This is a genomic window from Mesorhizobium sp. STM 4661 (assembly GCF_000359125.1).
Classification (GTDB): domain Bacteria; phylum Pseudomonadota; class Alphaproteobacteria; order Rhizobiales; family Rhizobiaceae; genus Mesorhizobium.
Genome location: NZ_CAAF010000031.1, coordinates 84,501 through 107,391, shown reverse-complemented (window position 1 = coordinate 107,391; position 22,891 = coordinate 84,501). Strand labels below are relative to the sequence as shown.

The 22,891-nt window shown below is 63.2% G+C and carries 21 protein-coding genes; 13 read left to right on the top strand and 8 right to left on the bottom strand.

All coding sequences use genetic code 11. The features are described from left to right. Positions 1 to 42 precede the first annotated feature (42 nt). The 4 genes from MESS4_RS11260 to MESS4_RS35130 form a co-directional block, all read right to left on the bottom strand. Positions 43 to 654 carry a TetR family transcriptional regulator gene (locus MESS4_RS11260; protein WP_006330081.1) on the bottom strand — a complete coding sequence of 204 codons (612 nt, stop codon included), beginning with the start codon at positions 652 to 654 and terminating at the stop codon, positions 43 to 45. A gap of 391 nt (positions 655 to 1,045) precedes the next feature. Then, positions 1,046 to 2,686, bottom strand: a complete 1,641-nt coding sequence (locus MESS4_RS11255) for an acyl-CoA synthetase (RefSeq protein ID WP_006330080.1) — start codon at positions 2,684 to 2,686, stop codon at positions 1,046 to 1,048. Between the two features lie 60 nt (positions 2,687 to 2,746). Further along, positions 2,747 to 3,076, bottom strand: a complete 330-nt coding sequence (locus MESS4_RS11250) for a type II toxin-antitoxin system RelE/ParE family toxin (protein ID WP_006330077.1) — start codon at positions 3,074 to 3,076, stop codon at positions 2,747 to 2,749. Positions 3,077 to 3,078: 2 nt separating this feature from the next. Further along, positions 3,079 to 3,477 carry a type II toxin-antitoxin system ParD family antitoxin gene (locus MESS4_RS35130; RefSeq protein ID WP_348259666.1) on the bottom strand — a complete coding sequence of 133 codons (399 nt, stop codon included), beginning with the start codon at positions 3,475 to 3,477 and terminating at the stop codon, positions 3,079 to 3,081. Here MESS4_RS35130 and MESS4_RS11240 point away from each other — a divergent pair. From MESS4_RS11240 to MESS4_RS11225, 4 genes are all read left to right on the top strand, one after another. Then, positions 3,445 to 4,410 carry a sugar-binding transcriptional regulator gene (locus MESS4_RS11240; RefSeq protein WP_006330073.1) on the top strand — a complete coding sequence of 322 codons (966 nt, stop codon included), beginning with the start codon at positions 3,445 to 3,447 and terminating at the stop codon, positions 4,408 to 4,410. The two genes, MESS4_RS35130 and MESS4_RS11240, sit on opposite strands and share 33 nt — an antisense overlap. Positions 4,411 to 4,501: 91 nt before the next feature. Next, positions 4,502 to 6,556: a bifunctional aldolase/short-chain dehydrogenase gene (locus MESS4_RS11235; protein ID WP_006330071.1), complete on the top strand. Its 2,055-nt coding sequence runs from the start codon at positions 4,502 to 4,504 to the stop codon at positions 6,554 to 6,556. Between the two features lie 95 nt (positions 6,557 to 6,651). Then, on the top strand, positions 6,652 to 6,927 hold the full coding sequence (locus MESS4_RS11230) for a type II toxin-antitoxin system ParD family antitoxin (protein WP_006330066.1): 276 nt from the start codon (positions 6,652 to 6,654) through the stop codon (positions 6,925 to 6,927). Beyond that, complete coding sequence (locus MESS4_RS11225; protein ID WP_036241057.1) at positions 6,920 to 7,207, top strand: type II toxin-antitoxin system RelE/ParE family toxin; 288 nt, start codon at positions 6,920 to 6,922, stop codon at positions 7,205 to 7,207. Before MESS4_RS11230 ends, MESS4_RS11225 begins: the two co-directional genes overlap by 8 nt. An 84-nt stretch (positions 7,208 to 7,291) precedes the next feature. Here MESS4_RS11225 and MESS4_RS11220 read toward each other — a convergent pair whose 3' ends face one another. The 3 genes from MESS4_RS11220 to MESS4_RS11210 all read right to left on the bottom strand — a co-directional run bounded on the left by MESS4_RS11220 (position 7,292) and on the right by MESS4_RS11210 (position 11,001). Beyond that, positions 7,292 to 8,344 (bottom strand): substrate-binding domain-containing protein, encoded by a 1,053-nt coding sequence (locus tag MESS4_RS11220; protein WP_006330062.1) that lies wholly within the window; start codon positions 8,342 to 8,344, stop codon positions 7,292 to 7,294. A gap of 48 nt (positions 8,345 to 8,392) precedes the next feature. Next, positions 8,393 to 9,388, bottom strand: a complete 996-nt coding sequence (locus MESS4_RS11215) for an ABC transporter permease (protein WP_006330061.1) — start codon at positions 9,386 to 9,388, stop codon at positions 8,393 to 8,395. 86 nt (positions 9,389 to 9,474) lie between these two features. Beyond that, the gene (locus MESS4_RS11210; protein WP_006330052.1) at positions 9,475 to 11,001 is read right to left on the bottom strand and encodes a sugar ABC transporter ATP-binding protein; all 1,527 of its coding nucleotides are present in this window, start codon (positions 10,999 to 11,001) and stop codon (positions 9,475 to 9,477) included. 137 nt (positions 11,002 to 11,138) lie between these two features. Between MESS4_RS11210 and mtnK the strand changes: the two genes are divergently transcribed. The 9 genes from mtnK to MESS4_RS11165 all read left to right on the top strand — a co-directional run bounded on the left by mtnK (position 11,139) and on the right by MESS4_RS11165 (position 22,078). Further along, the gene (gene mtnK, locus MESS4_RS11205) at positions 11,139 to 12,410 is read left to right on the top strand and encodes an S-methyl-5-thioribose kinase (protein ID WP_006330051.1); all 1,272 of its coding nucleotides are present in this window, start codon (positions 11,139 to 11,141) and stop codon (positions 12,408 to 12,410) included. Beyond that, positions 12,407 to 13,501: an S-methyl-5-thioribose-1-phosphate isomerase gene (gene mtnA, locus MESS4_RS11200; RefSeq protein WP_006330049.1), complete on the top strand. Its 1,095-nt coding sequence runs from the start codon at positions 12,407 to 12,409 to the stop codon at positions 13,499 to 13,501. Before mtnK ends, mtnA begins: the two co-directional genes overlap by 4 nt. Before the next feature lie 290 nt (positions 13,502 to 13,791). Next, the gene (locus tag MESS4_RS11195; protein WP_006330048.1) at positions 13,792 to 14,619 is read left to right on the top strand and encodes a phosphogluconate dehydrogenase C-terminal domain-containing protein; all 828 of its coding nucleotides are present in this window, start codon (positions 13,792 to 13,794) and stop codon (positions 14,617 to 14,619) included. Positions 14,620 to 14,901: 282 nt separating this feature from the next. Beyond that, entirely contained in the window at positions 14,902 to 15,843 is a 942-nt protein-coding gene (locus MESS4_RS11190; protein WP_006330047.1) for a D-ribose ABC transporter substrate-binding protein, read from the top strand. A 96-nt stretch (positions 15,844 to 15,939) separates the two neighbouring features. After that, complete coding sequence (locus MESS4_RS11185; RefSeq protein ID WP_036241074.1) at positions 15,940 to 16,584, top strand: DUF2291 family protein; 645 nt, start codon at positions 15,940 to 15,942, stop codon at positions 16,582 to 16,584. Beyond that, positions 16,581 to 18,152 (top strand): sugar ABC transporter ATP-binding protein, encoded by a 1,572-nt coding sequence (locus MESS4_RS11180; RefSeq protein WP_036241056.1) that lies wholly within the window; start codon positions 16,581 to 16,583, stop codon positions 18,150 to 18,152. Before MESS4_RS11185 ends, MESS4_RS11180 begins: the two co-directional genes overlap by 4 nt. Next, on the top strand, positions 18,145 to 19,209 hold the full coding sequence (locus tag MESS4_RS11175; protein ID WP_006330044.1) for an ABC transporter permease: 1,065 nt from the start codon (positions 18,145 to 18,147) through the stop codon (positions 19,207 to 19,209). Before MESS4_RS11180 ends, MESS4_RS11175 begins: the two co-directional genes overlap by 8 nt. A gap of 2 nt (positions 19,210 to 19,211) precedes the next feature. Then, the gene (locus tag MESS4_RS11170; RefSeq protein WP_006330043.1) at positions 19,212 to 20,246 is read left to right on the top strand and encodes a Gfo/Idh/MocA family oxidoreductase; all 1,035 of its coding nucleotides are present in this window, start codon (positions 19,212 to 19,214) and stop codon (positions 20,244 to 20,246) included. Continuing rightward, entirely contained in the window at positions 20,243 to 22,078 is a 1,836-nt protein-coding gene (locus tag MESS4_RS11165; RefSeq protein ID WP_006330042.1) for a hypothetical protein, read from the top strand. Before MESS4_RS11170 ends, MESS4_RS11165 begins: the two co-directional genes overlap by 4 nt. A 10-nt stretch (positions 22,079 to 22,088) precedes the next feature. On the opposite strand, the gene MESS4_RS11160 is transcribed toward MESS4_RS11165, so the two are convergent. Further along, a complete protein-coding gene (locus MESS4_RS11160) occupies positions 22,089 to 22,802 on the bottom strand; it encodes a transcriptional regulator NanR (RefSeq protein ID WP_006330041.1) in 714 nt (237 codons plus the stop codon). Positions 22,803 to 22,891 lie beyond the last annotated feature (89 nt).

Genomic DNA, 22,891 nt, shown 5'->3' with positions numbered 1-22,891 from the left:
ACTGGAGATGAATTGTCGACACCGACGCCCGGCGGGCGGCGGCTATTTCTTTAGGGCTTTGATCGCATAATCGATGAGATCGTCGGGCATTGCCCGGTTGGTCTTGGCAAGACATTGCGCCACCATCTGCGGGTGGCACAGAATGACCGTGGCGGCGCCGAAGCAGCGCGACGCGATCACCGGATCCTGCTCGGCAAACTCGCCGGCTTCGATGCCGTCGCGGATCACCTCGGCGAACAGATCGTGGATGCTGTCGACATGCTTGTCGATGACGCCCCAATCACGCTCGAGAGCGACGATGACCATCTCGTGGACCTTCTGGTCGTCGAGCATGACCTCCATCGTCATCTTGTACTGCGCGTGCACGTAGCGCCGCAGCCGCTCCTCGGCACTGATCGGCAGACGGGAAATCTCGTAGGCCATTTTGTAGCTTGCACCGAGCATCCGGCCGCACACGGCCTGGTGGATCTCGACCTTGGAGGCAAAGAAACGATAGATGTTGGCCGGCGACATGCCGAGTTCGCGCGCGATGTCGGCGACATTGGTCTTGCCGTAGCCATAGTGACGAAACAGGCGTTCGGCGCAGTCGAGAATGCGCGTCACATTCTCCTGGCGGGCGGGGTCGGCCACGATGTGGGCTGCGGCTTCAGACATGGTTCTCTGTCGCTTTACGAGTGACGAATTTCAACTTTCATCACTCGTAAATCGAAATTCATCACTTGTCAACGCGGATTCGGCGTACTTGTACGATTGGTGACAATTGGTGACACGGACTGGCGTGAACCCATGCCTGCGAGTGGCTCTGCTGCGGAAGAGCAAACCGGGCACTTCGCGTTGCACTCCTTCGCACCCCTCTGGCCTGCCGGCCATCTCCCCCGCAAGGGGGGAGATCGGCAGCTTTGCCGGCGGCATTCTTCCTGCAACGTTGGCGATTGGCGAAAGCGGAAGCGACATCCAATCTCCCCCCTTGCGGGGGAGATGTCCGGCAGGACAGAGGGGGGTGGGCGGGAACTCGGCGGAGGCGTTCTTCCCACTCCGCAGGAAGTTACGCCCCCTTCGCCATTTCCCGCAACCGGAACTTCTGGATCTTGCCGGTCGAAGTCTTCGGGATCTCGGCGAAGGTCACCGCTTTCGGCACCTTGAAGCGGGCAAGAAGTGAGCGGCAGTGGTCGATGATCTCGGCCTCGGTCGCCGTCCTGCCTGGCTTCAACTCGACATAAGCGACCGGCACCTCGCCCCATTTGTCGTCGGCTCTGGCGACCACGCCGCAAGAGGCAACGGCCGGATGCTTGTAGAGCGCCTCCTCGACCTCGATCGAGGAGATGTTCTCGCCGCCGGAAATGATGATGTCCTTGGAGCGGTCCTTGAGCTGGATGTAGCCATCGGGATGCATGACGCCGAGGTCGCCGGAGTGGAACCAGCCACCGGCGAAGGCCTCGTCGCTGGCTTTGCGGTTCTTCAGATAGCCCTTCATGACGATGTTGCCGCGGAACATGACCTCGCCGATCGTCTCGCCATCGGCCGGGGTTTTCTCCATCGTCCCGGGGTCCATCACCGTCAGGCCCTCGAGCGCGGCATAGCGCACGCCTTGCCTGGCCTTCTTCGCCGCCCTCGAACCCTTGTCCAGCCCGTCCCACTCGCCATGCCATTCATTGACGACCGCCGGACCGTAAGTCTCGGTCAGGCCGTAGAGATGGGTGACGGCGAAGCCCGCATCGGCCATGCCCGACAGCACGGCTTCCGGCGGGGGCGCCGCGGCCGTGTTGAAGGTGACGGTCTGCCGGAATTCCCGCTTGTCCTCATCCCTGGCATTGATCAGCACCGACATGACGATCGGCGCGCCGCACAGATGGGTGACGCGATAGTCGGCGATCGCATCGTAGATCGGCTTTGGCCGCACCCAGCGCAGGCAGACATGGATGCCGGCCTGCACGGCCAGCGTCCAGGGAAAGCACCAGCCGTTGCAGTGGAACATCGGCAGTGTCCACAGATAGACGGCGTGCTTGGCCATGCCGGCATGGATGGTGTTGGTGTAGGCCATCAGCGCCGCGCCGCGATGGTGGTAGACAACGCCCTTCGGATTGCCTGTGGTGCCGGAAGTGTAGTTGAGCGATATCGCGTCCCATTCGTCGTCGGGCATAGACCAGGCGAAATCCTCATCGCCGCCCGCGACAAACTCCTCGTAGTCGAGCGTGCCGATCCGCTCGCCCTTGGGATAGGGCGCGTCGGTGGCGTATTCTGGATCGTCATAGTCGATGACCAGCGGCTTGACCTTGGCCATGGCCAGCGCCTCCTTGACGACGCCGGCGAATTCCCGATCGACGAAGAGCACTTTCGTCTCGGCGTGGTCGAGCTGGAATGCGATGACCGCGGCATCGAGGCGGGTGTTGAGCGAATGCAGCACAGCCTTGGTCATCGGCACGCCGAAATGCGCCTCCAGCATCGGCGGCGTGTTGGAGAGCATCACGGTGACGGTGTCGCCCTTGCCGATGCCATGTTTTGAAAGCGCCGAGGCGAGCCTGAGGGAGCGCCGCCAGAAATCGCGATAGGTGGTTTGCCGGCGGCCATGGATGATGGCGACATGATCGGGATAGGTGCTTGCCGCCCGCTCCAGATAGGTCAGCGGCGTCAGCGGCTGGTGGTTGGCCGCGTTCCTGTCGAGATCCTGTTCATAGGGATTGCCCATCCCGTCCTCCCCGTTTTGTCGAACGCTTCCAACGACGGGACGCCGCGAACGAGGCCCCCGCTACTCCTGACGCCGTTCCCCGCCCTCGCCCTCCGACCATAAACTATCGATGTCCCGATGCCCTTCGACGATGTTCGCCACCTCTAGCCAATCGCCGTCATAGCGCAAGAAAATCACGTATCCTCTGAACGCGAAACTTCGGACATCCGGCCGGAGATCGGGACGAGCACGGCCAATCGTCGCCGGCAAGCTCGAAAGATCACGGCATTTCTGGCGCAGAGCATCCACAAAACGTCGACCGATCGCCAGGCTGCCGCTTTCGCGAGTTATGTATTCAAGGATATCGACCAAATCTGTCTGTACCGACGGCAACATGCGCAGCCGTGGCACTCCTAGAAGCCTTCCTTTGCGAGTTGCTCAGCCTTGGCTTCCATGGCCGCATCAATATCCTGCTCAGTCGCTTCGCCGTTATCGGCAAACGATTTGTCCAGCATGGCGCGCAGCGCCTTCAGCTTTTCCTCGCGCTCCTCGACCAGGCGCAGGCCCTCGCGCACGACTTCGCTGGCAGAGCTGTAGCGGCCACGCTTCACAATGTTGGACACAAAGGTTTCCCAGCGGTCTCCCAATGATACGTTCATTCTCGAACCTCCTGTTTGACCAAATGGTATGGCAATAACAATAAATGCGCAATTGCTGACATAGCGGGAGTCTGTTTGACTTTTGTCGAGAGCCGTGAATAATGTCAGCGAGGAGATGGCATGGCGATCCGACCGGCAGAACAGCTTATCCACAAGGCCGCCTGGCTCTATTATGCCCATGGCCTGCGCCAGGACCAGGTGGCCAGCCAGCTCAAGATTTCCCGCGCCTCGGTCGCCATGTATCTGCGCAAGGCACGCGAAACCGGCATCGTCAACATCTCGACCTCGACACAGCTCTTCACCGACGACGTGCTGGCGCGCCAGCTCGAAGACGCGCTGAAGCTCGATGCGGTCTGGATCGCGCCCGAGAATGACTATGTCGCCGATCCCTCGACCGATATCGCGGTGCTGGCGGCGAGCGTCTTTCTCGAGCTGGTCAAGAAGGGCGACCGCATCGGCGTCGCCTGGGGACGCACCGTCTATACGATCGCCGACATCATGTCCTATGCCGACCTGCAGGACGTCACGGTGGTGCAGCTCTGCGGCAATCTGGGAGCCCCCTATTCGTACCGGCCCGACCAATGCACCATGGAGATCGCGCGCCGGCTCAATGCCAAGGGAATCAATTTCTATGCGCCGCTGGTGCTGACCACGGAAGAACTGGCGCGCGGCCTGCGCGCCGAGCCGGTGATCCGAGAGCAGCTCTCGAGCATCCACGAATGCGACCTGGCGCTCTATTCGGTCGGCACGGTCGACGCCGACAGCCATGTCGTCAAATGCGGCGCGCTGACAGCCGAGGAGATGGGGGCATTGCGAAAGGCGGGGGCGGCCGGCGTCATTGCCGGGCAGATCATCGACGCCGAAGGCAAGGCGCTCGACTGCAGCTACAACCGCCGGGTCATTTCGGCGGAACTGTCATCGCTGCGCAAGATCGAAAAGCGGCTCATGGTCGTGCAGGAGGACAGCAAGTTCGAACCGCTGATCGCGGCGATCACCGGTGGGCTGTGCACACATCTCGTGGTCGGCGCGCGAATGGCACGGCGGCTGCTGGACCATGCCGGGCCGGCAGCAGAAAAGGCCTCATAGCAAACGCATTTCTTGCCGCGAGCGCGTTGTCATCAAAGCGTCGCGGCATTCCTGTTCACAACGACAAAGACAACAATCGGACCGAGCAAAGATGAAGAACCTGTGGAATGACGGCGATGCGGAAAAGCTCGTTGCCGACTATGCGAAGAAGGGCGTCAGCCGGGATCTCGCGCTGCGCGTCTACACAACACGGCTTCTGGGCGGCGAACCGCGACTTGTCCTGCATGGCGGCGGCAACACCTCCTGCAAGACCAGGGCGACCGACCTCGTCGGCGACGAATGGGACGTGCTCTGCGTCAAGGGCAGCGGCTGGGACATGGGCGTCATCGAGCCCCAGGGCCTGCCGGCGGTCAAGCTCGGCGCGCTCCTGAAGGCGCGGTCGCTCAAAAGACTCTCCGACGAGGACATGGTTGCCCTGCAGCGGGCGAACCTCATCGATCCAGCCTCGCCGAACCCCTCGGTCGAGACGCTGCTGCATGCCTTCCTGCCGCACAAATTCGTCGACCACACGCATTCGACCGCCATTCTGGCCATCGTCGACCAGGACGACAGCGAAGCGCTGAGCGAGAAGGTCTTCGGCAGCAAGATGGGCTACGTGCCCTACATCATGCCGGGCTTCGACCTGGCGAAGGCGGCTGCCGATGTCTTCGAAGCCGACCCGACCGTCGAGGGCCTGATCCTCGACAAGCATGGCATCTTCACTTTCGGCGACGATGCCAAGCAGGCCTATGACCGGATGATCCATTACGTGAATGTCGCCGAGGATTTCATCGCCAAGCATGGCAAGCCGCGCACAGAGAAAGCCACCTTGCCGGCGAGACTGGCGACGGCCGCGGATCTTGCACCTATGCTGCGCGGCGCCGTGGCCGTGGCGCGCGGCGAAGGCCGCTTCGACCGCATGATCAGCGATTTCCGCACCTCGGATGCGATTGTCGATTTCATCAACTCGGCCAGGATTGCCGACTATGCCGGGCGCGGTGTGTCGACGCCCGACCTGTCGATCCGCATCAAGACCGGGCCGATGGCGCTGCCGGCGCCCGATGCCGAGAAAATCGACGGCTACAAATCCGTCATCCGCAGCCACGTCGAGGCATTCGCCAAGGATTATCGCGCCTATTTCGAAAGCAATGACGGGCTCGACGATGTGAAGCGCACGATGCTCGACCCGATGCCGCGTCTGACGCTGGTGCCGGGCCTCGGCATGTTCGGCCATGGCCGCACGCTGAAGGATGCGAGGATCGCATCCGATGTCGGCGAGATGTGGATCGAGGCGGTGCGCGGCGCCGAGGCGGTCGGCGACTTCCGGCCGCTGTCGAAGGCCGATTTGTTCCCGCTCGAATATTGGTCGCTGGAGCAGGCCAAGCTCGCCTCCAACAAGCCGAAACCGCTGACCGGCCAGGTAGTGCTGGTCACCGGCGGCGCCGGCGCCATCGGCGCCGCCACCGCAAAGTTGTTCGCCGACAATGGGGCGCACGCCGTCATTGTCGATCTCGACGCGACGAAGGCCGCCGAAGCTGCAAAGAGGGCCGGCAACAACTCGATCGGCATCGGCACCGACATCACCGATCCGGCTGAGATGCGTGCCGCCTTCGACAAGGCCGTCGCCGTCTTCGGCGGCGTCGACATCCTGGTTTCCAACGCGGGCGCTGCCTGGGAAGGCCGGATCGGCGAACTCGACGACGCCACTTTGCGCAAGAGCTTCGAGCTCAATTTCTTCGCCCACCAGTCGGCGGCGCAAAACGCGGTGCGCATCATGCTCGAACAGGGCACCGGCGGCGTGCTGCTGTTCAACACCTCCAAGCAAGCGGTCAATCCAGGTCCGAAGTTTGGCGCCTATGGCATCCCCAAGGCGGCGACGCTGTTCCTGTCCAGGCAATATGCCCTCGACTACGGCGCCCATGGCATCCGCTCCAATGCCGTCAACGCCGACCGCATCCGTTCCGGGCTGTTGACCGACGCCATGATCGCCAGCCGTTCGGGCGCGCGCGGCGTATCGGAAAAAGAATACATGTCCGGTAATCTGCTCGGGCAGGAAGTGACGGCCGAGGACGTGGCCCAAGCCTTCCTGCATCACGCGCTGGCCGAGCGGACCACCGCCGATGTGACGACGGTGGATGGCGGCAACATCGCGGCGGCGCTGCGGTAGGCAAACCTCTGCCGTGAGGCATGGAGGATCAAGACACGGACGCTAGAAGCCTAACAAATATTGTTAGTTCTTGTGAGGTATGATATATAGTCGGCATGAAAACCGAACCGATGCGCACCCTAACAATATCTCTCACCCCGCAGCAGGCGGCCCGCCTGCAAAGCGCTGTCGAAGGCGGGGGATATGCCTCCAACAGCGAGATTGTCCGTGACGCCTTGCGCCTGTGGGAACAGCGCGAGGAATTGCGCGCCTTGGAGTTGGAACACTTGAAACGGGCTTATGCCGATGGCATGGCCAGCGGCAAGCCGGTGGAAGTCGAACCCGCCGAGTTCATACGCGGTTTGAAAGCAGAACGCCGCGCCCGTGGCTAGATATAGGCTCACGCCACGCGCCTCGCAGGATTTGCAGGATATTTGGCGCACCATCGCAATCGACAATGAAAAGGCGGCCGACAAGCTGCTTATGCGCATTTTTGACAAATTGGAGCTGGCGGCGGAACATCCCAAGATGGGCACAGCCAGGCCAGAGTTGAGCGTCACGGCCCGCGTGCTCATCGAAGGCCGCTACATCGTCATCTACGAACCGCAGTTGGAGAGCATCCTGGTCGTGGCGATCGTCCACGGGATGCGCGATCCGGAGCACTGGCTGTAAACCGGAGAGGCGGAAGGATCGGGCATTCAGATCTGGAAAAGAGCGGCCCGCGAGCCGCTCTTTTCTTTTGCCTGTAGCTGAAAGCTACTTGGCGTTCGGGTTCGGCATCCAGGCCGGCATGGCGACATCGGCATGGGCGAACTGCGGCAGCTTGGCCGACAGATCCTCCATGTTCTTGATGTCCTTGTCGATCAGTTCCTTCTGGGTGATCAGCGTCGGCGGCACGATGACATTGTGGCCGGGGTCTTCGCCGGCCAGCAGCTGCGCCAGCGCGCGCACCGAGACCTGACCGACGACGGCCGGGTTGGTCGCTGCGGTTGCCGCCCAGGCGCTGTCGGGCTCGCGCATCGCGGCGATGTCGGATGTCGAGATGTCGGCCGAATAGATCTTGATGTCCTTGGACAGACCGGCTTCGTCGACGGCGATCTTCACGCCCTTGGCGAATTCGTCATAGGGCGCGAACATCACCTTGATGTCGGGATTGGCCGACAGCACCGAGCGGGCCTGGTTGGCGACCGAATTGGCGATCGGATTGTCGAGCGTGCCGAACATGGCTGCCTCGTTGATGCCCGCATATTTTTTCTTGAAATCGACCCAGGTCTCGTTGCGGCGGTCGAGCGGCGCGATGCCGGCGACATAGACGTAGCCGGCCTTCCAGTTCTCGCCATTGTCCTTGACAGCCTGTTCGAGCGCTAGGCGCGCCAAGTCGCGGTCGGACTGTTCGATCTGTGGGATCTTGGGGTTCTCGACATTGACGTCGAAGGCGACGACCTTGATGCCGGCGTCGACCGCGCGCTGGGCGGCGTCCTTCATCGATTCCGTCAGGCCGTGCTGGATGATGATGCCCTGTACACCGAGCGCGATGGCCTGGTCGACCATGTCGGCCTGGAGCGCCGCATCCTGGCGGCTGTCGAGCACGCGCAAGTCGACGCCGAGGGCCTTCGACTGTGCCTCGACGCCGGAGAGATAAGCCTGGAAAAAGTCGCCGGTCGAAAGATAGCGGACGAGCGCAATCTTGACGCCCGGCTTGTCGAAGGGCGCTGGCTTGTCCGCGGCAAGCGCCGGGACCTGCATCAGCATTGTTGCGCCGGCCAGCCCGAGTGCAGCCTTGCCCAGAAGTCTTCTTGTGATCTTCACGTTGTTTCCTCCACTTGTTGAACTCAAAAATCTGATCCGGTCGAAAAGCTAATTCCTGCCCCTGCCGGAAAGGGCGAAGGTGAAGACAAGGGCGACGACCAGAACCACGCCCTTGACGAAATCCTGCGTGTAGTAAGGCGCGTTCATCATGGTGAGGCCTTGCAGCAGGATGCCGACGAACAGCGCGCCGACGGCCGTGCCGAAGGCGTTCGGCTTGGCGGCCCCGAGGACCGCGTAGCCGATGAGCGCCGCGGCGACAGCGTCGAGCAACAGATTATTACCCGAGGCGATGTCGCCGCGTCCAAGCCGGGCGGCCAGCAAAATGCCGCCGATCGAGGCAAAAACTCCTGAAATAATGTAGGCCCAGATTTTGTATGCCTTGACAGGCGCGCCGGCGAGTTCGGCGGCCCTTTCATTGCTGCCGACCGCATACATCATGCGTCCGAAGCGGGTGTATTCGAGAAAGAACCAGATCAGCGCCGCCAGCACGAGCAGCACGACGACCGACACCGGAATGAGATTCGGGATGAAGAAATCGAAGCGGTGGCGACCGAGCGCCAGGAAGGCGTCACTGAACTTGCCATTGGCGACCGATCCGTCCGGCATCGTCATGCCGGTGGCGATCGAGCGGCCCTCGGTTGGAATGCGCTGCAAGCCGACAAGCAGGAACATCATGCCGAGTGTCGCCAGGAGATCCGGCACGCGCATGTAGACGATCAGCCAGCCATTGATGAGGCCGACGACGGCGCCAATGAGCAAACAGACGATGACCGCGACGAGTGCATTCTGCTCCAGCACCACCATCACATAGGCGGCCGCCATCATGGCGCTGGTGGCGACGGAACCGATCGACAGGTCGAAGCCGCCGACGACCAGGGTGGCGGTGACGCCGAGCGCCAGCACGCCGGTGATGGCGACCGACTGGAAGATGAAGACGGCGCTCTGCGGCGAGACGAAGCCGTCGGCGGCGATGGCGAAATAGGCGACCAGCCCGAACAGCAGAAGGATGAACCCGTAGCGAATGGCGTAGTCGCGCAGCGTCATTCCGCGCTCCCGCGCGCTGCCGCCATTTCCACCCAAACTGAACTCATGCCTTCTCCATTCCACGTCTCATCGTCTGCCGGTGATATCTACGCCGCGCTGTGCAGCGGCCCACCCGCCACCTCGGCCAGCAAACGCTCGAGATCGATGTCGGCGTTGCGATGTTCGCCGACGATCGTCTGCTCCGACATGACCAGGATACGGTCGGCCGTCTCCAGCGCCTCGTCGAGTTCGGTGACGAACAACAGCGTCGCCCGGCCGTTGGCGCTTGCCCTGAGCTTGGCTGCGATGTCGCGTCTGGCGGAAATGTCGACGCCCTGAAACGGCTCGTCCAGGATGAACAGTTTGGCGGCCTGCGACATCCAGCGCGCCACCATCACCTTCTGCTGATTGCCGCCCGAAAGCGCCGCCATTTCGTCCTTCTCCGAGCGGCAGACGATGCCCAGCTCCCGGATCTGCCGGCGGGCCGTGGCGCGTTCGATACGGCGCCTGAGAACACCGAGGCGCGAGGTCCGCTTGAGGAACGGCAGGCTGACATTCCGCTCGATGTTGAAGTCACCGACGATGCCGCTTGTCGCGCGGTCCTTGGCGACCAGGAACACGCCGGCCGCGATCGCCTCACCGGCCGTTTCAGGTGCATAGGGCCTGCCGTTCATCGTCATGGTGCCGGCGAGCGGCCTGCGCACGCCAAACAGCGTCTCGGCGAGCGCGGTCTTGCCGACGCCGACGAGGCCGGTGACGGCAACGACCTCGCCGTCACCGAGCGTCAGCGAGAATGGCCGGGCGCCTTCCGCAATGCGCAACCCATCGACCGTCAGGACGGCCTTGGCCGAGTTCCTGGCGACGATGCGGTCGAGATGGATCTTGCGGCCGAGCATGGCGTTGACCGCGCCTTCATAGTCGAGCGGCTTCTGGTCGAAGACGCCCGAGATGACGCCGTCGCGCATCGAGACGATGCGGTCGGCAAGCCGCCTGATGTCCGACATGCGGTGCGAGATATAGAGGATCGCCACGCCTTGCTCGCGCAGCCGGTCGAGCAGCGCGAACAGCCGGTCGGCCTCGGCGCTGGACAGGGAAGAGGTCGGCTCGTCGAGGATCAGCACTTTCGGCTGGTGCGCCATGGCGCGCGCAATCGCCACCATCTGACGGTCGGCCAATGAGAGATCGCTGATGCGGGCCTTGAGATCGATGACCAGCCCCATACGGTCGGCAACGGCCTTCGCCTCGCGGCGCACCCGGCCCGGATTGAACAGGAACGGCGCGCCGCGGCCGCTCAGCCGGTCCAGCGTCAGATTGGTGGCGACGTCGAGATCGGCGACGACGCCGTCATTGATGTTCTGGTGAACGGTGACGACGCCGGCACGGATCGCTTCCGCCGGTGTGTTTGGCGCAAAGGCTTTGTGCGCAAAATCTGGGCCGGCGAGGCTCATCGTGCCGCCGCCGCGCTCATAGACGCCGCTGATGATCTTGACCAGGGTCGATTTGCCGGCGCCATTGGCGCCCATCAGAACGGTGACTTCGCCGGCATGCAATTCGAGCGAGACGCCGCCAAGCACCTCGATATGGCCGAAGGATTTCCTCAGGCCGTCCACGCGGAACACGGCATCATTGCCCATTCGTTCCTCCCTGACCGAGACGCTATGGGCTCCATAGGCAATTGTCAACACGATTGACAATTGCCAGAGGGCTTCCTAGCTTGGACCGACCGCCATGGCTCCACTATGATCGGAGCGCATAAGCGGGAGGGTGAGGAATGACGCAAAAACTGCCGTTCGAAGCACTGACGGTCGAGACGCTCTCGGCACGCCTCGGCGCCAATGAGGCCCTGTGTTCGCATATCGGCACGGACGCGGCCCGCTGGAAGGTCCGCGAAGTCGGCGACGGCAACCTGAACCTGGTGTTCATCGTCGAAGGCGACAAGGGTGCGGCCGTCGTCAAGCAGGCCTTGCCCTATGTCCGCCTGGTCGGCGACAGCTGGCCGCTGCCTTTGAAGCGTTCCTTCTTCGAGTATCACGCGCTGACACGGCAAGAGGCGCGCGCGCCCGGTTCGGTGCCGGCCATCCATCACTTCGACGAAGGCCAGGCGCTGATCATCATGGAGTATCTGTCGCCGCATATCATCCTGCGGCGGGCGCTGATCGAAGGCCGGCAGCTTCCGAACATTGGCAGGAATATTGGCCTGTTCATGGCCCGCACGCTGTTTCGCGGTTCCGACCTCAGCATGGTGACCAAGGATCGCAAGGCGGATCTGGCGCTGTTTGCCGACAATGTCGAGCTCTGCGACATCACCGAGAACCTGGTATTTTCCGACCCCTATTTCGACGCCAAGATGAACCGGCATACGAGTCCGCAGCTCGACAGCCTGGTTGCCGAGCTACGCGCCGATCGCGACCTCAAGGTCGAAGCGCAGCGGCTGAAGCATCTGTTCGCGGCCAATGCCGAGACGCTGCTGCATGGCGATTTGCATTCCGGCTCGATCATGGTCACCGACTCAGAAACGCGGATGATCGATCCCGAATTCGCCTTCTACGGACCGATGGCCTTCGACGTCGGCATGCTGCTCGCCAATTTCTGGATGGCCTTCTTCTCGCAGCGCGGCCATGAGCAGGAGGAAAAGCGCGACGCCATGCGCGCCTATCTGCTCGATGTCACAACAGAGACGTGGTCCGTCTTCCGCGCCGAGTTCTCGCATCTGTGGCGAACCGAGCGCACCGGCATGCTCTACCAGAAGAGCCTGTTCGAGGATCAGGGCGACAGGCTCGGCGCCGAGCAGGCGCTCGACCATGTGCTGCATCAGATCTGGGACGACCTTCTGGGCTTTGCCGGCATCGAGATCCACCGGCGCATCCTGGGCCTCGCGCACAACGCCGATTTCGAGACCATTGCCGACGAGGACCTGCGTGCCAGATGTGAGACCAAGGCGCTGAAATTCGGCCGCCACCTCGCCGTCAACCGGCGCCAGATACACAGCATCGACGAGGTCAACAATCTGGCCGCGCTGATCGAACAGGAGAGCAGGATTTGAACGTCGGCGACCGCCATTACCGCACCATCTGGCTGAGCGACGACGAGCGTTCGGTGGAGATCATCGACCAGCGCTGGCTGCCGCATGATTTCCGTATCGAAAAAATCGGCACTGTTGCCGGCATCGCCACGGCGATCCGAGATATGTGGGTGCGCGGCGCGCCGCTGATCGGCGTCACCGCGGCTTACGGCGTCGCCATGCAGATGGCCGACGATCCCTCGGACGTGGCGCTCGACGCGGCCTGGGAGACCTTGCACGAAACCCGCCCGACCGCGATCAATCTGCGCTGGGCGCTGGATGAGATGCGGCGTTTCCTGCGACCTCTGCCACTTGCAGAACGCGCCGCTGCCGCCTACCGGCGCGCCGGCGAAATCGCCGATGAGGATGTCGGCCTCAACCGCGCCATCGGCGCCAACGGTCTTGAAATCATCAAGGCGATCGCGGCGGGCAAAAAGCCGGGCGAGCCGGTCAACATCCTGACCCATTGCAATGCAGGCTGGCTGGCCACCGTCGACTATGGCACCGCCACGGCGCCGATCTACCTGGCAACCGAAGCCGGCATTCCGGTCCACGTCTATGTCGACGAGACGCGTCCGCGCAACCAGGGCGCCCAGCTGACCGCATGGGAGATGGCCGGGCACGGCGTGCCGCACACGCTGATCGTCGACAATGCCGGCGGCCATCTGATGCAGCGCGGCGAGATCGACATGGTCATCGTCGGCACCGACCGCACGACCGCCGACGGTGATGTCTGCAACAAGATCGGCACCTATCTCAAGGCGCTGGCCGCCGCCGACAATGATGTGCCGTTCTATGTCGCGCTGCCCTCGCCGACCATCGACTGGACGGTGGGCGACGGGCTCGCCGAAATCCCGATCGAGCAGCGCTCGCCAGATGAGGTTTCGCTGGTCTGGGGCAAGACCGCTGCCGGCGAGATCGCCCAGGTCCGGGTCTCTCCGGAGGCGACGCCGGCGGCAAACCCCGCCTTCGACGTGACTCCGGCGCGGCTGGTGACCGGGCTGATCACCGAACGCGGCGTCGCCAAGGCCTCGCGCGATGGCCTGAAGGCGATGTTTCCCGAACGCGGCTGATTCAGTTTCGCGTCGACAAAACATCACCACCGACCCCTTTCGAAGCGAAGCGCCCCGGCACCGATGTCGGGTGCAATAGATTGCGGCAGCGCCGAGCGGTTGATGCCAACGCCACCTCGGCCAACGCAACCGCCTGATCTCATGGCATGTGCGAAGCTGTGCGTCGCGCGCTAAGCCAATTTGGACCGCCCCAGCAACTACTCAATTGCAAAATTTTGGTAAACTGATTATACCAGTTAATGAGATGACGATTGGCGATGCCATCGTTCGAGGATCAGGAGTACGGCTAGATGACAACGATTGCGCTGTTTGGTGCCGGCGGCAAAATGGGTTACCGCCTGTCGACCAATTTTCGCGGCTCGCCCTACACCATACGCCATGTCGAGGTCAGCGACGCCGGCCGCGAGCGGCTGAAGACCGGACTGGGTTTCGATACGGTCGGCCCCGACGAGGCGCTCAAGGGCGCCGATGTGGTGATCCTGGCGGTCCCCGACACGCATATCGGCAAGGTGGCGACCAGCATCGAGAGCAAGCTCGCCCCGGGCACGATGGTCGTCGTGCTCGACGCCGCCGCCCCTTTCGCCGGCCATCTGCCAAAACGGCCGGACCTGACCTATTTCGTCACCCATCCCTGCCATCCGCCGATCTTCAACGACGAGACCGACATGGCGGCCAAGAAGGACTATTTCGGCGGCGTCAAGGCCAAGCAGCACATGGTCAGCGCGCTGATGCAGGGACCGGAAGAGGATTACGCCAAGGGCGAAGCGATCGCCAGGATCATCTGGGCCCCGGTGATGCGGTCGCATCGCGTGACGGTCGAACAGATGGCGTTGCTCGAGCCGGGCCTTTCGGAAACCGTTTGCGCCTCGCTGCTCGTCGTCATGAAGGAAGCCGTCGACGAGGTCGTGGCGCGCGGTGTCGAACAGCAGGCCGCGCTCGACTTCCTGCTCGGCCACATGAATGTGCTCGGCGCCGTCATCTTCGGCGAGACCAAGGGCGTGTTCTCCGACGCCTGCAACAAGGCCATCGAGTTCGGCAAGCCGGTGCTGATGCGCGACGACTGGAAGCGGGTGTTCGAGCCGGAAGAGATCGCCGCGAGCATTCAGCGGATCACCTGAGCGCTGCCGGATCCTGATCCTGAATGACTGATCAGGTACATGTCATCTGAATTTGTCATTGACTCATTATACCAGTTAGCTTAGCTGTTTGATGGCTCGAACCAATCAGGCTTCGCAGAAAATTCAGGCCTGAACGGGTGGAGGATGGCTGGGGAGCGACGATCCGCTGGTGAAGCCGGCAAACGGCTTTTGAACTCGAGGCGATCCGCAGCCAGCCTGACGAATTGAATGCAGACAGTAGCCTTGGGTTGATCGAGGCACATTTTTCAACGGGAGGACTTCATGAAACTCACTCGCAGAATGACACTTGCGGCCTTCGCCGGCATGTTGGCGCTCGGCACCGCCGCGCCCGCCTATGCGGCGGACCTCATCGCCATCATCACGCCTTCGCACGACAATCCGTTCTTCAAGGCGGAAGCCGTCGGCGCCGAAGCCAAGGCCAAGGAACTCGGCTACGAGGCCCTGGTGCTGGTCCATGACGACGACGCCAACAAGCAGTCCGAGCTGATCGACACGGCGATCGGCCGCGGCGCCAAAGCCATCATCCTCGACAATGCCGGCGCCGACGCCACCGTTGCCGCCGTGCAGAAAGCCAAGGACGCCGGCGTGCCTTCCTTCCTGATCGACCGCGAGATCAACGCCACGGGCGTCGCAGTCGCCCAGATCGTCTCCAACAACTACCAGGGCGCCCAGCTCGGCGCGCAGGAGTTCGTCAAGCTGATGGGCGAGAAAGGCAATTACGTCGAGCTGGTCGGCAAGGAATCCGACACCAATGCCGGCATCCGCTCGAAGGGCTATCACGACGTCATCGACGACTATCCGGACCTGAAGATGGTCGCCCAGCAATCGGCCAACTGGAGCCAGACGGAAGCCTATTCCAAGATGGAATCGATCCTCCAGGCCAATCCCGACATCAAGGGCGTGATCTCCGGCAACGACACGATGGCGATGGGCGCCTATGCGGCATTGGCGGCTGCGAACCGCAAGGACGTCATCGTCGTCGGCTTCGACGGATCGAACGACGTGCGCGATTCCATCACCTCGGGCGGCATCAAGGCGACCGTCCTGCAGCCGGCCTATGCGCAGGCGCAGATGGCGGTCGTACAGGCCGACGACTTCATCAAGAACAAGAAATCTCCCGCCGAGGAAAAGCAGTTGATGGACTGCGTCCTGATCAATGGCGACAATGCCGCCAAGCTGGAGACTTTCGCGCTCACCAACTGAGCCGGCTGTCATCAATCGCAAGGGACGGGCCTCAGGCTCGTCCCTTGCCGCCATTTTCACGGGATGCTCCGCGACCGCCATGCCGAACAGTCTGACATGTCCAACAAACTGAACTGGCTGACCCTTGCCGGGGTGGTCGGCCTCAGCCTGACTGCCTGCAAGATCCTGCCGACACCATCCGGGGAAAACAGCGGCGACGCGCCGGCCTTCAATCCCGACAAGATGGTCGAGGAGATCTGGGCGGCGAAGGTCATCCCCTATCTGCAGCAGAAGGCCGGACCGTTTGCCGAGGTCCATGCGCTGGCGAAAACCGATCCGGCCGCCGCTGGCGCCAAATACGGCAATCCGAAGAAACAGGCGAATTCACCATGGACTTTCGCGGTTCGCCTGGAGGGCAAAATTGTTGCGGCAAATACGCAGTCCCGCGCGGCGACTGTCGACATCGATGCCGACGGCGACGGCAAGGCGGATGCGCGGGTGCAGATCGGCCCCGCCATGCGCGGCACCGCACTGCGCGACAGCCTGGATTTCATCCAGTTCAACGATTTCACCAACCAGATCGACTTCGCCCAGTTCGGCAAGGCCTTCAACGCCCATGCCGACAAGACGGTGCTGTCCAAGCTGCCGCGCGAGGCGCTGGAGGGCCGCACCGCCAAAGTGCTGGGCGCCTATACGCCGGGCAGCGGCCAGGACCTGCCGCTGGTGACGCCGGCGGAGGCAGAGATCGGGCCGAAGCCATGACTTCTGAGCAAAAGATGGGCGCGACCGGTCATGACGTCATCCTGAAGCTGGAAGACGTGTCGAAGGTCTATTCGGGCACCGTTGCGGTCAAGCGCGCCAATTTCGAGGTACGCAAGGGCGCGGTCAATGTGCTGGTCGGCGAGAACGGCGCCGGCAAGTCGACATTGATGAAGATCATCGCCGGCGTCGAGCAGCCGACGGCCGGCCGCATTCTGCTGGAGGGTAAAGAAGTTTCGTTCTCGTCATCCGGAGACGCGATGAACCGCGGCATCGGCATGGTGTTCCAGGAGTTGAACCTGTTTGGCAATATGAGCGTCGCCGAGAACATTTTTGCCACCCGCGAAATCACCAATCGCTTCCGCAAGATCGACCGCAAGGCACAGGAGCGTCGCGCGGCGGAATTCCTGGAGCGGCTGGAAGCCGGCATACGTCCGGACATGCTGGTCGAGGATCTGCGCATCGGCCAGCAGCAACTGGTCGAGATCGCCAAGGCGGTTTCGCTCGATGCGCGCATCCTGATCATGGACGAGCCGACCTCGGCCTTGAGCGCGGCGGAAGTCGAGATCCTGTTCAAGGTGATCGCCGACCTCAAGGCGCGCGGCGTGGCGATAGTCTACATCTCGCACCGGCTGGAGGAGTTGATCCGCATCGGCGACTACATCACCGTGCTGCGCGACGGCCGCATCACCGGCCAGGAAGAGATGAAAAACGTCGACACGCAGTGGATCGTGCGGCAGATGATCGGCTCGGACGCCAAGGATTTCGCCAAGGCCGACGGCCATGTCCCGGGCGAAGAGATCTTCCGCGCCGAGGAGATATGCTTGCCGCGCGCGACCGGCGGTCTTGCCGTCGACCACGTCTCGCTGTCGCTGCGCGCCGGCGAGATCCTCGGCATATACGGGCTGATGGGCGCCGGACGCAGCGAGCTGTTCGACTGCATCATGGGCCGCCACGGCCAGGCGACCGGCGAGATCTTCATCGCAGGCAGACAAGTGCGCGAGCGCGACACCACGCGGCGCATCCGGCGCGGGCTGGCGCTGATCCCCGAAGACCGCCAGCGTGAGGGGCTGGTGTCGATCCTCTCCGTCGCCAGCAATCTGACGCTGGCCAGCCTGTCGCGGTTCGCCCGGCTGTTCCACATCAGCGGAGCGGACGAACGGCAAGCGGTGACCGGCATGGTGCGGGAATTGGCAATCAAGGTCGCCGACCCGGCGCAGGAGGTCTCGTCACTGTCGGGCGGCAACCAGCAGAAGGTGGTGATCGGCAAGGCGCTGCTCACCGGGCCGAAGGTGCTTTTGATGGATGAGCCCAGCCGCGGCATCGATGTCGGCGCCAAGGCCGATGTGTTCCGCACCATGCGCAGGCTTTCGCGAGACGGGCTTGGCATACTTTTCGCCACCTCCGATCTCGACGAGGTGATGGCGCTGTCGGACCGGATCGCCGTGATGAGCAATGGAAAACTGACCGGCATGTTCGATCGCGCCGAAGCAACGGAAGCCGCGATCGTCGCCGCCTCGGCGCTTGGCCACGGACCGGTCCCGCACACGGAGAACAACGCCCATGACTGACATTCCGGCCAAGCCGGCTGTCTCCTCCGCTTCGAGCGGCTCGGTGCTGCTGACGCTGATGAAGGCAAGGACCTTCATCGCGCTGATCGCGGTGCTGGTGTTCTTCTCGATCGCCGCTCCCAATTTCCTGTCGACCGCCAATTTGATCCTGATGGCGAAGCACGTGGCGCTGAATGCCTTCCTGGCGATGGGCATGACCTTCGTCATCATCACCGGCGGCATCGACCTGTCTGTGGGCTCGATCGTCGGCCTGTGCGGCATGGTTGCCGGCTACCTCGTGCTCAACGGCATCGACCTGCAGATCGGCTACACGCTCTATTTCAACGTCTTCGAGATCGCGCTGATCACACTGGCTGTCGGCATATTGATCGGCGCCGTCAATGGGTTGCTGATCACCAGGCTGAACGTGGCGCCGTTCATCGCCACGCTCGGCGTGCTCTATGTTTCGCGCGGCCTGGCGTTGCTGTCGTCCGACGGCCGCACCTTCCCCAACCTCGTCGGCAAGCCGGAGCTCGGCACCACCGGCTTCGGTTATCTCGGCGCCGGCCGGCTGCTCGGCCTGCCGGTCTCGATCTGGATCCTGATCGTCGTCGCCCTGGGCGCGGCCTATCTCGCCAAATACACGCCGCTCGGCCGCCACATCTTCGCCGTTGGCGGCAATGAGCGAGCGGCGCGGATATCGGGCGTGCGCGTCAACATGGTGAAGATGTTCGTCTACATGTTCTCCGGCTTCTGCGCCGCTATCGTCGGCCTGATCATCTCGTCCGAACTGATGGCCTCGCATCCGGCGACGGGCGAAAGCTTCGAGCTCAACGCCATCGCCGCGGCGGTGCTCGGCGGCACTTCGATGTCGGGCGGCCGCGGCACGATCGGCGGCACCATCGTCGGCGCCTTCGTCATCGGCATCCTTTCCGACGGGCTGGTGATGATGGGGGTGAGCTCGTTCTGGCAGATGGTGATCAAGGGCCTCGTCATCATCGTCGCCGTCGTCGTCGACCAGGCGCAGCGCCGGCTGCAACAGCGGGTTACGCTGATGCAGATGGCAAAGGCGGGTTGAGCATGGCGGAATTGCGGGGAGCGCTGATCGGCTGCGGCTTCTTTGCCGTCAACCAGATGCATGGCTGGCGCGATGTCAAAGGCGCTGCGATCGTCGCCATCTGCGACCGCGACCCGGAGCGGCTCAGGATTGTCGGCGACCAGTTCGGCATAGCGAAGCGATACGCCGATGCTGCGGAAATGTTCGCTGGCGAGAGGCTCGACTTCGTCGACATCGCCACCACGGCGCCCAGCCACCGGCCGCTGGTCGAGATGGCCGCCAAGCACCGCGTGCCGGTGATCTGCCAAAAGCCATTCGCGCCGACGCTCGCCGACGCCAAGGCGATGGTGAAGGCATGCGCTGAGGCCGGCGTGCCGCTGATGGTGCATGAGAATTTTCGCTGGCAGTCGCCGATCCAGGCGGTGCGCGCCGTAATCGACAGCGGCGAGATCGGCACGCCCTTCTTCGGCCGTATCTCCTTCCGCTCGGCTTACGATGTGTTTTCCGGCCAGCCTTATCTCGCGACGGGCAAGCGCTTCATCGTCGAGGATCTCGGCATCCACATCCTCGACATTGCCCGCTTCCTTCTGGGCGACGTCTCTGTCATCACCACACGAACAGCGCGCATCAATCCCGCCATTGCCGGCGAGGATGTCGCCACCATGCTGATGGACCATGTGGGCGGCGCGACCTCGGTGGTCGACTGCAGCTACGCGACCAGGCTCGCCACCGAGCCGTTTCCACAAACGCTGATCGAGATCGACGGCAGCGAGGGCACGATCCGGCTGGCGCAGGACTATCAGCTCACCGTCACCGGTAAGAGCGGCACGACGGTCCGCAACGTCTCGCCGCCATTGCTGCCCTGGGCCTCGCGTCCCTGGCACAACATCCAGGAAAGTGTCGTCGCCATTCAACAGCACTGGGTCGACTGCCTGGCGAAGGGGATCGAGCCCGCAACCTCGGGCGCCGACAATCTCAGGACATTCGCGCTGGTCGAGGCCGCTTATGCCGGTGCTGAGAGCCGCGAACCGATGCAACTCGAGAGCTTGCTGAGATGACGGCCGATGGCTTTTTCCTCTATGGCACGCGCGCCGTCGAAGCCGAGCCGGTCAGGCTGAGGGCCGGTGCGCTCAGCGCCGATTTCGTCAACGGCAATCTGCGCAGCATCCGCCATGGCGGCATCGAAGTGCTGCGTGCCATCGCCTATATCGTGCGCGACCGCGACTGGGGCACCTACGAGCCTGAACTGACCGACCTTGTCATCGACCAGGACGCCGATGCCTTTTCCGTCAGCTACTCTGCGAGCTGCATAGGGCCGGACGGGAGCCGGCTCGGCTTTCGCGCCATCATCAAAGGCTCCGCCGACGGCACGCTGGTTTTCGACGTCAGCGCCCTGCCCGAAAGCGATTTCGAGACCAACCGCTGCGGCTTCTGCATCCTGCATCCGATCGCCGGCCTGGCTGGCAGCCCGGTCACGGTCGAGCATACCGACGGCAGCGTGGTGGCGACAAAACTTCCCGAACTGATCGACCCCTGGCAGCCTTTTAGGGATTTGCGCGCCATCACTCACGACGTCCGGCCCGGCGTCACCGCAGAATGCCGGATGGAAGGCGACACTTTCGAGATGGAGGACCAGCGCAACTGGTCGGACGCGTCCTACAAGACCTATGTGCGGCCGCTGGCGCTGCCATGGCCTTATAGGATGCCTGCCGGACGACCCAACAGGCAGACGGTCAGCCTGCGCATCACCGGCGATAGCGCCGTGCCCGCCTCGGCGGCTGCCCCGCCGGTCCGTGTCGAACTCGGCGAGGCCGGCGCGAGGTTGCCGGATATCGGCGTGGTCATCTATCCCGACGAGGTCGAGACTGCGCTTGCCAACCTGCCGACGCTGGCCGAACTCGGCCCGCAGCAGTTGATCCTCCACTATGATCCGACGCGCGGCCACGGGCTCGATGCTTTGCGGTCCTTTGCGCGGCTTGCCGCCGCCTACCCGGCCGGGACAACGCTCGAATGCGTCGTTGCCTGCACAGGCGATCTCGATGCCGAGCTCTCCGATGTCGCCGGCATGGTGCGCAGGGCCAGGCTGAAGCTTTCGGCCATCGCCGTCTCGCCTTCCGTCGACCGGCAGTCGACGCCGCCGGGCAGTCAATGGCCCGAGTGTCCGCCGCTCGAAGACGTCTATGCCGCGGCGCGGCGCGCCTTCCCCGATACCCGTCTCGGCGGCGGCATGTTCAGCTATTTCACCGAGTTGAACCGCAAGCGCGTCCCGGCCGGCCAGCTCGATTTCGTCACCCACTGCACCTGCCCGATCGTGCATGCCGCCGACGATCTCAGCGTCATGCAATCTCTGGAAGCGCTGCCCTTCATCACGAAATCGGCTCGGTCTATCTTCGGGACAAAACCGTACCGCATTGGCCCGTCAACGATCGCCATGCGTCAAAACCCCTATGGCGGCGCGACCAAGGACAACCCCGGCGGACAGCGCATCGCCATGGCCGACCGCGATCCGCGCCATGCCGGCCGGTTCGCGGCGGCTTGGATGATCGGCTACGCCGCGCGCGTGGCGCCGGCCGGACTGGAACAGCTCACGCTGTCCGCCTTCACCGGGCCGTTCGGCGTTCTGGCGGCGTCGGGCGAACCCGTCGCGGAGGGCAAAAACCGGCCGATCTTTGGGGCCATCAAGGGGCTTTGCGAACTGGCCGGCCTCGCGCATGTGGCGACACGCACGAGCGACGAGACCAAGGTGGCGGCGCTGGCCGGGCGCTCTGCTTCAGGCGAGACCGTGATGTGGCTGGCGAACCTGACGGCGGACGACGTGACTGTTGATGTTTCCGTGCTTGGCCAGAGCCATCTCATGATATCGCCTTACGCGACTGCCCGGATCGGCTAAACCAGCGGGGTCACTTGTCAGCATTCATGACATAGAGCGCGCGCGAGCGTTCGAGATGCTTGATCATCGCCTTCTCGGCGCCATCGGCATCCCGCTTCTCGATGCGGTCGATGATCTCTTCGTGCTCGGTCAGCGTGAACTTTTCCTTGCCGGTCCAGATCAGCATTTCGGTGTGGTATTCCTTCAGCCAGCCCAGCATCGCCTCGCTGACGGCGACATAGATCGGGTTGCCTGAAATGGCAGCGATCTGGGTGTGGAACTTCATGTCGGCGGAGATGAAGGCCTCGGAATCGCCGCGCGCGGCGCGCTGCTCGGCAACCGTTGCCTTGAGCCGCTGCACATCCTCGGCGGTAGCCTTTTCGGCGGCCTCCTTGACCATGCCGCGTTCGAAGAAGATGCGCGCATTCTTGAGATGCTCCAGCGTGTCCTTCGACGACGACAGGATGATCTTGGCCGCGCCGTCGACCTGCCTGATGATCGATTTGGCGGTCAGTTGCAGCACCTTGGCGCGCTCGCCGTGCGAGATCGCGACCAGCCCCATATTGCTCAATGCCTGCATTGCCTCGCGGATCGCCGGCCTGCCGACTTCGAAACGCTCCATCAGCTCGCGCTCGGACGGCATGTCGTCGCCCGGCTGCAATTCGCCGCTGGTGATCAGGCGCTTCAGCCGGACAAAGACTTCGTCGGAAAGCTTGCGCCGGACGATCGGCTCCGAACGGTTCATCGTCGCGAATCACTCCCTTGACCGGTGTCTATTTAGCATTGCCGCCATGATTCCCGGAATGCCCGCCGGGCAGGATATCGCTTGCAATA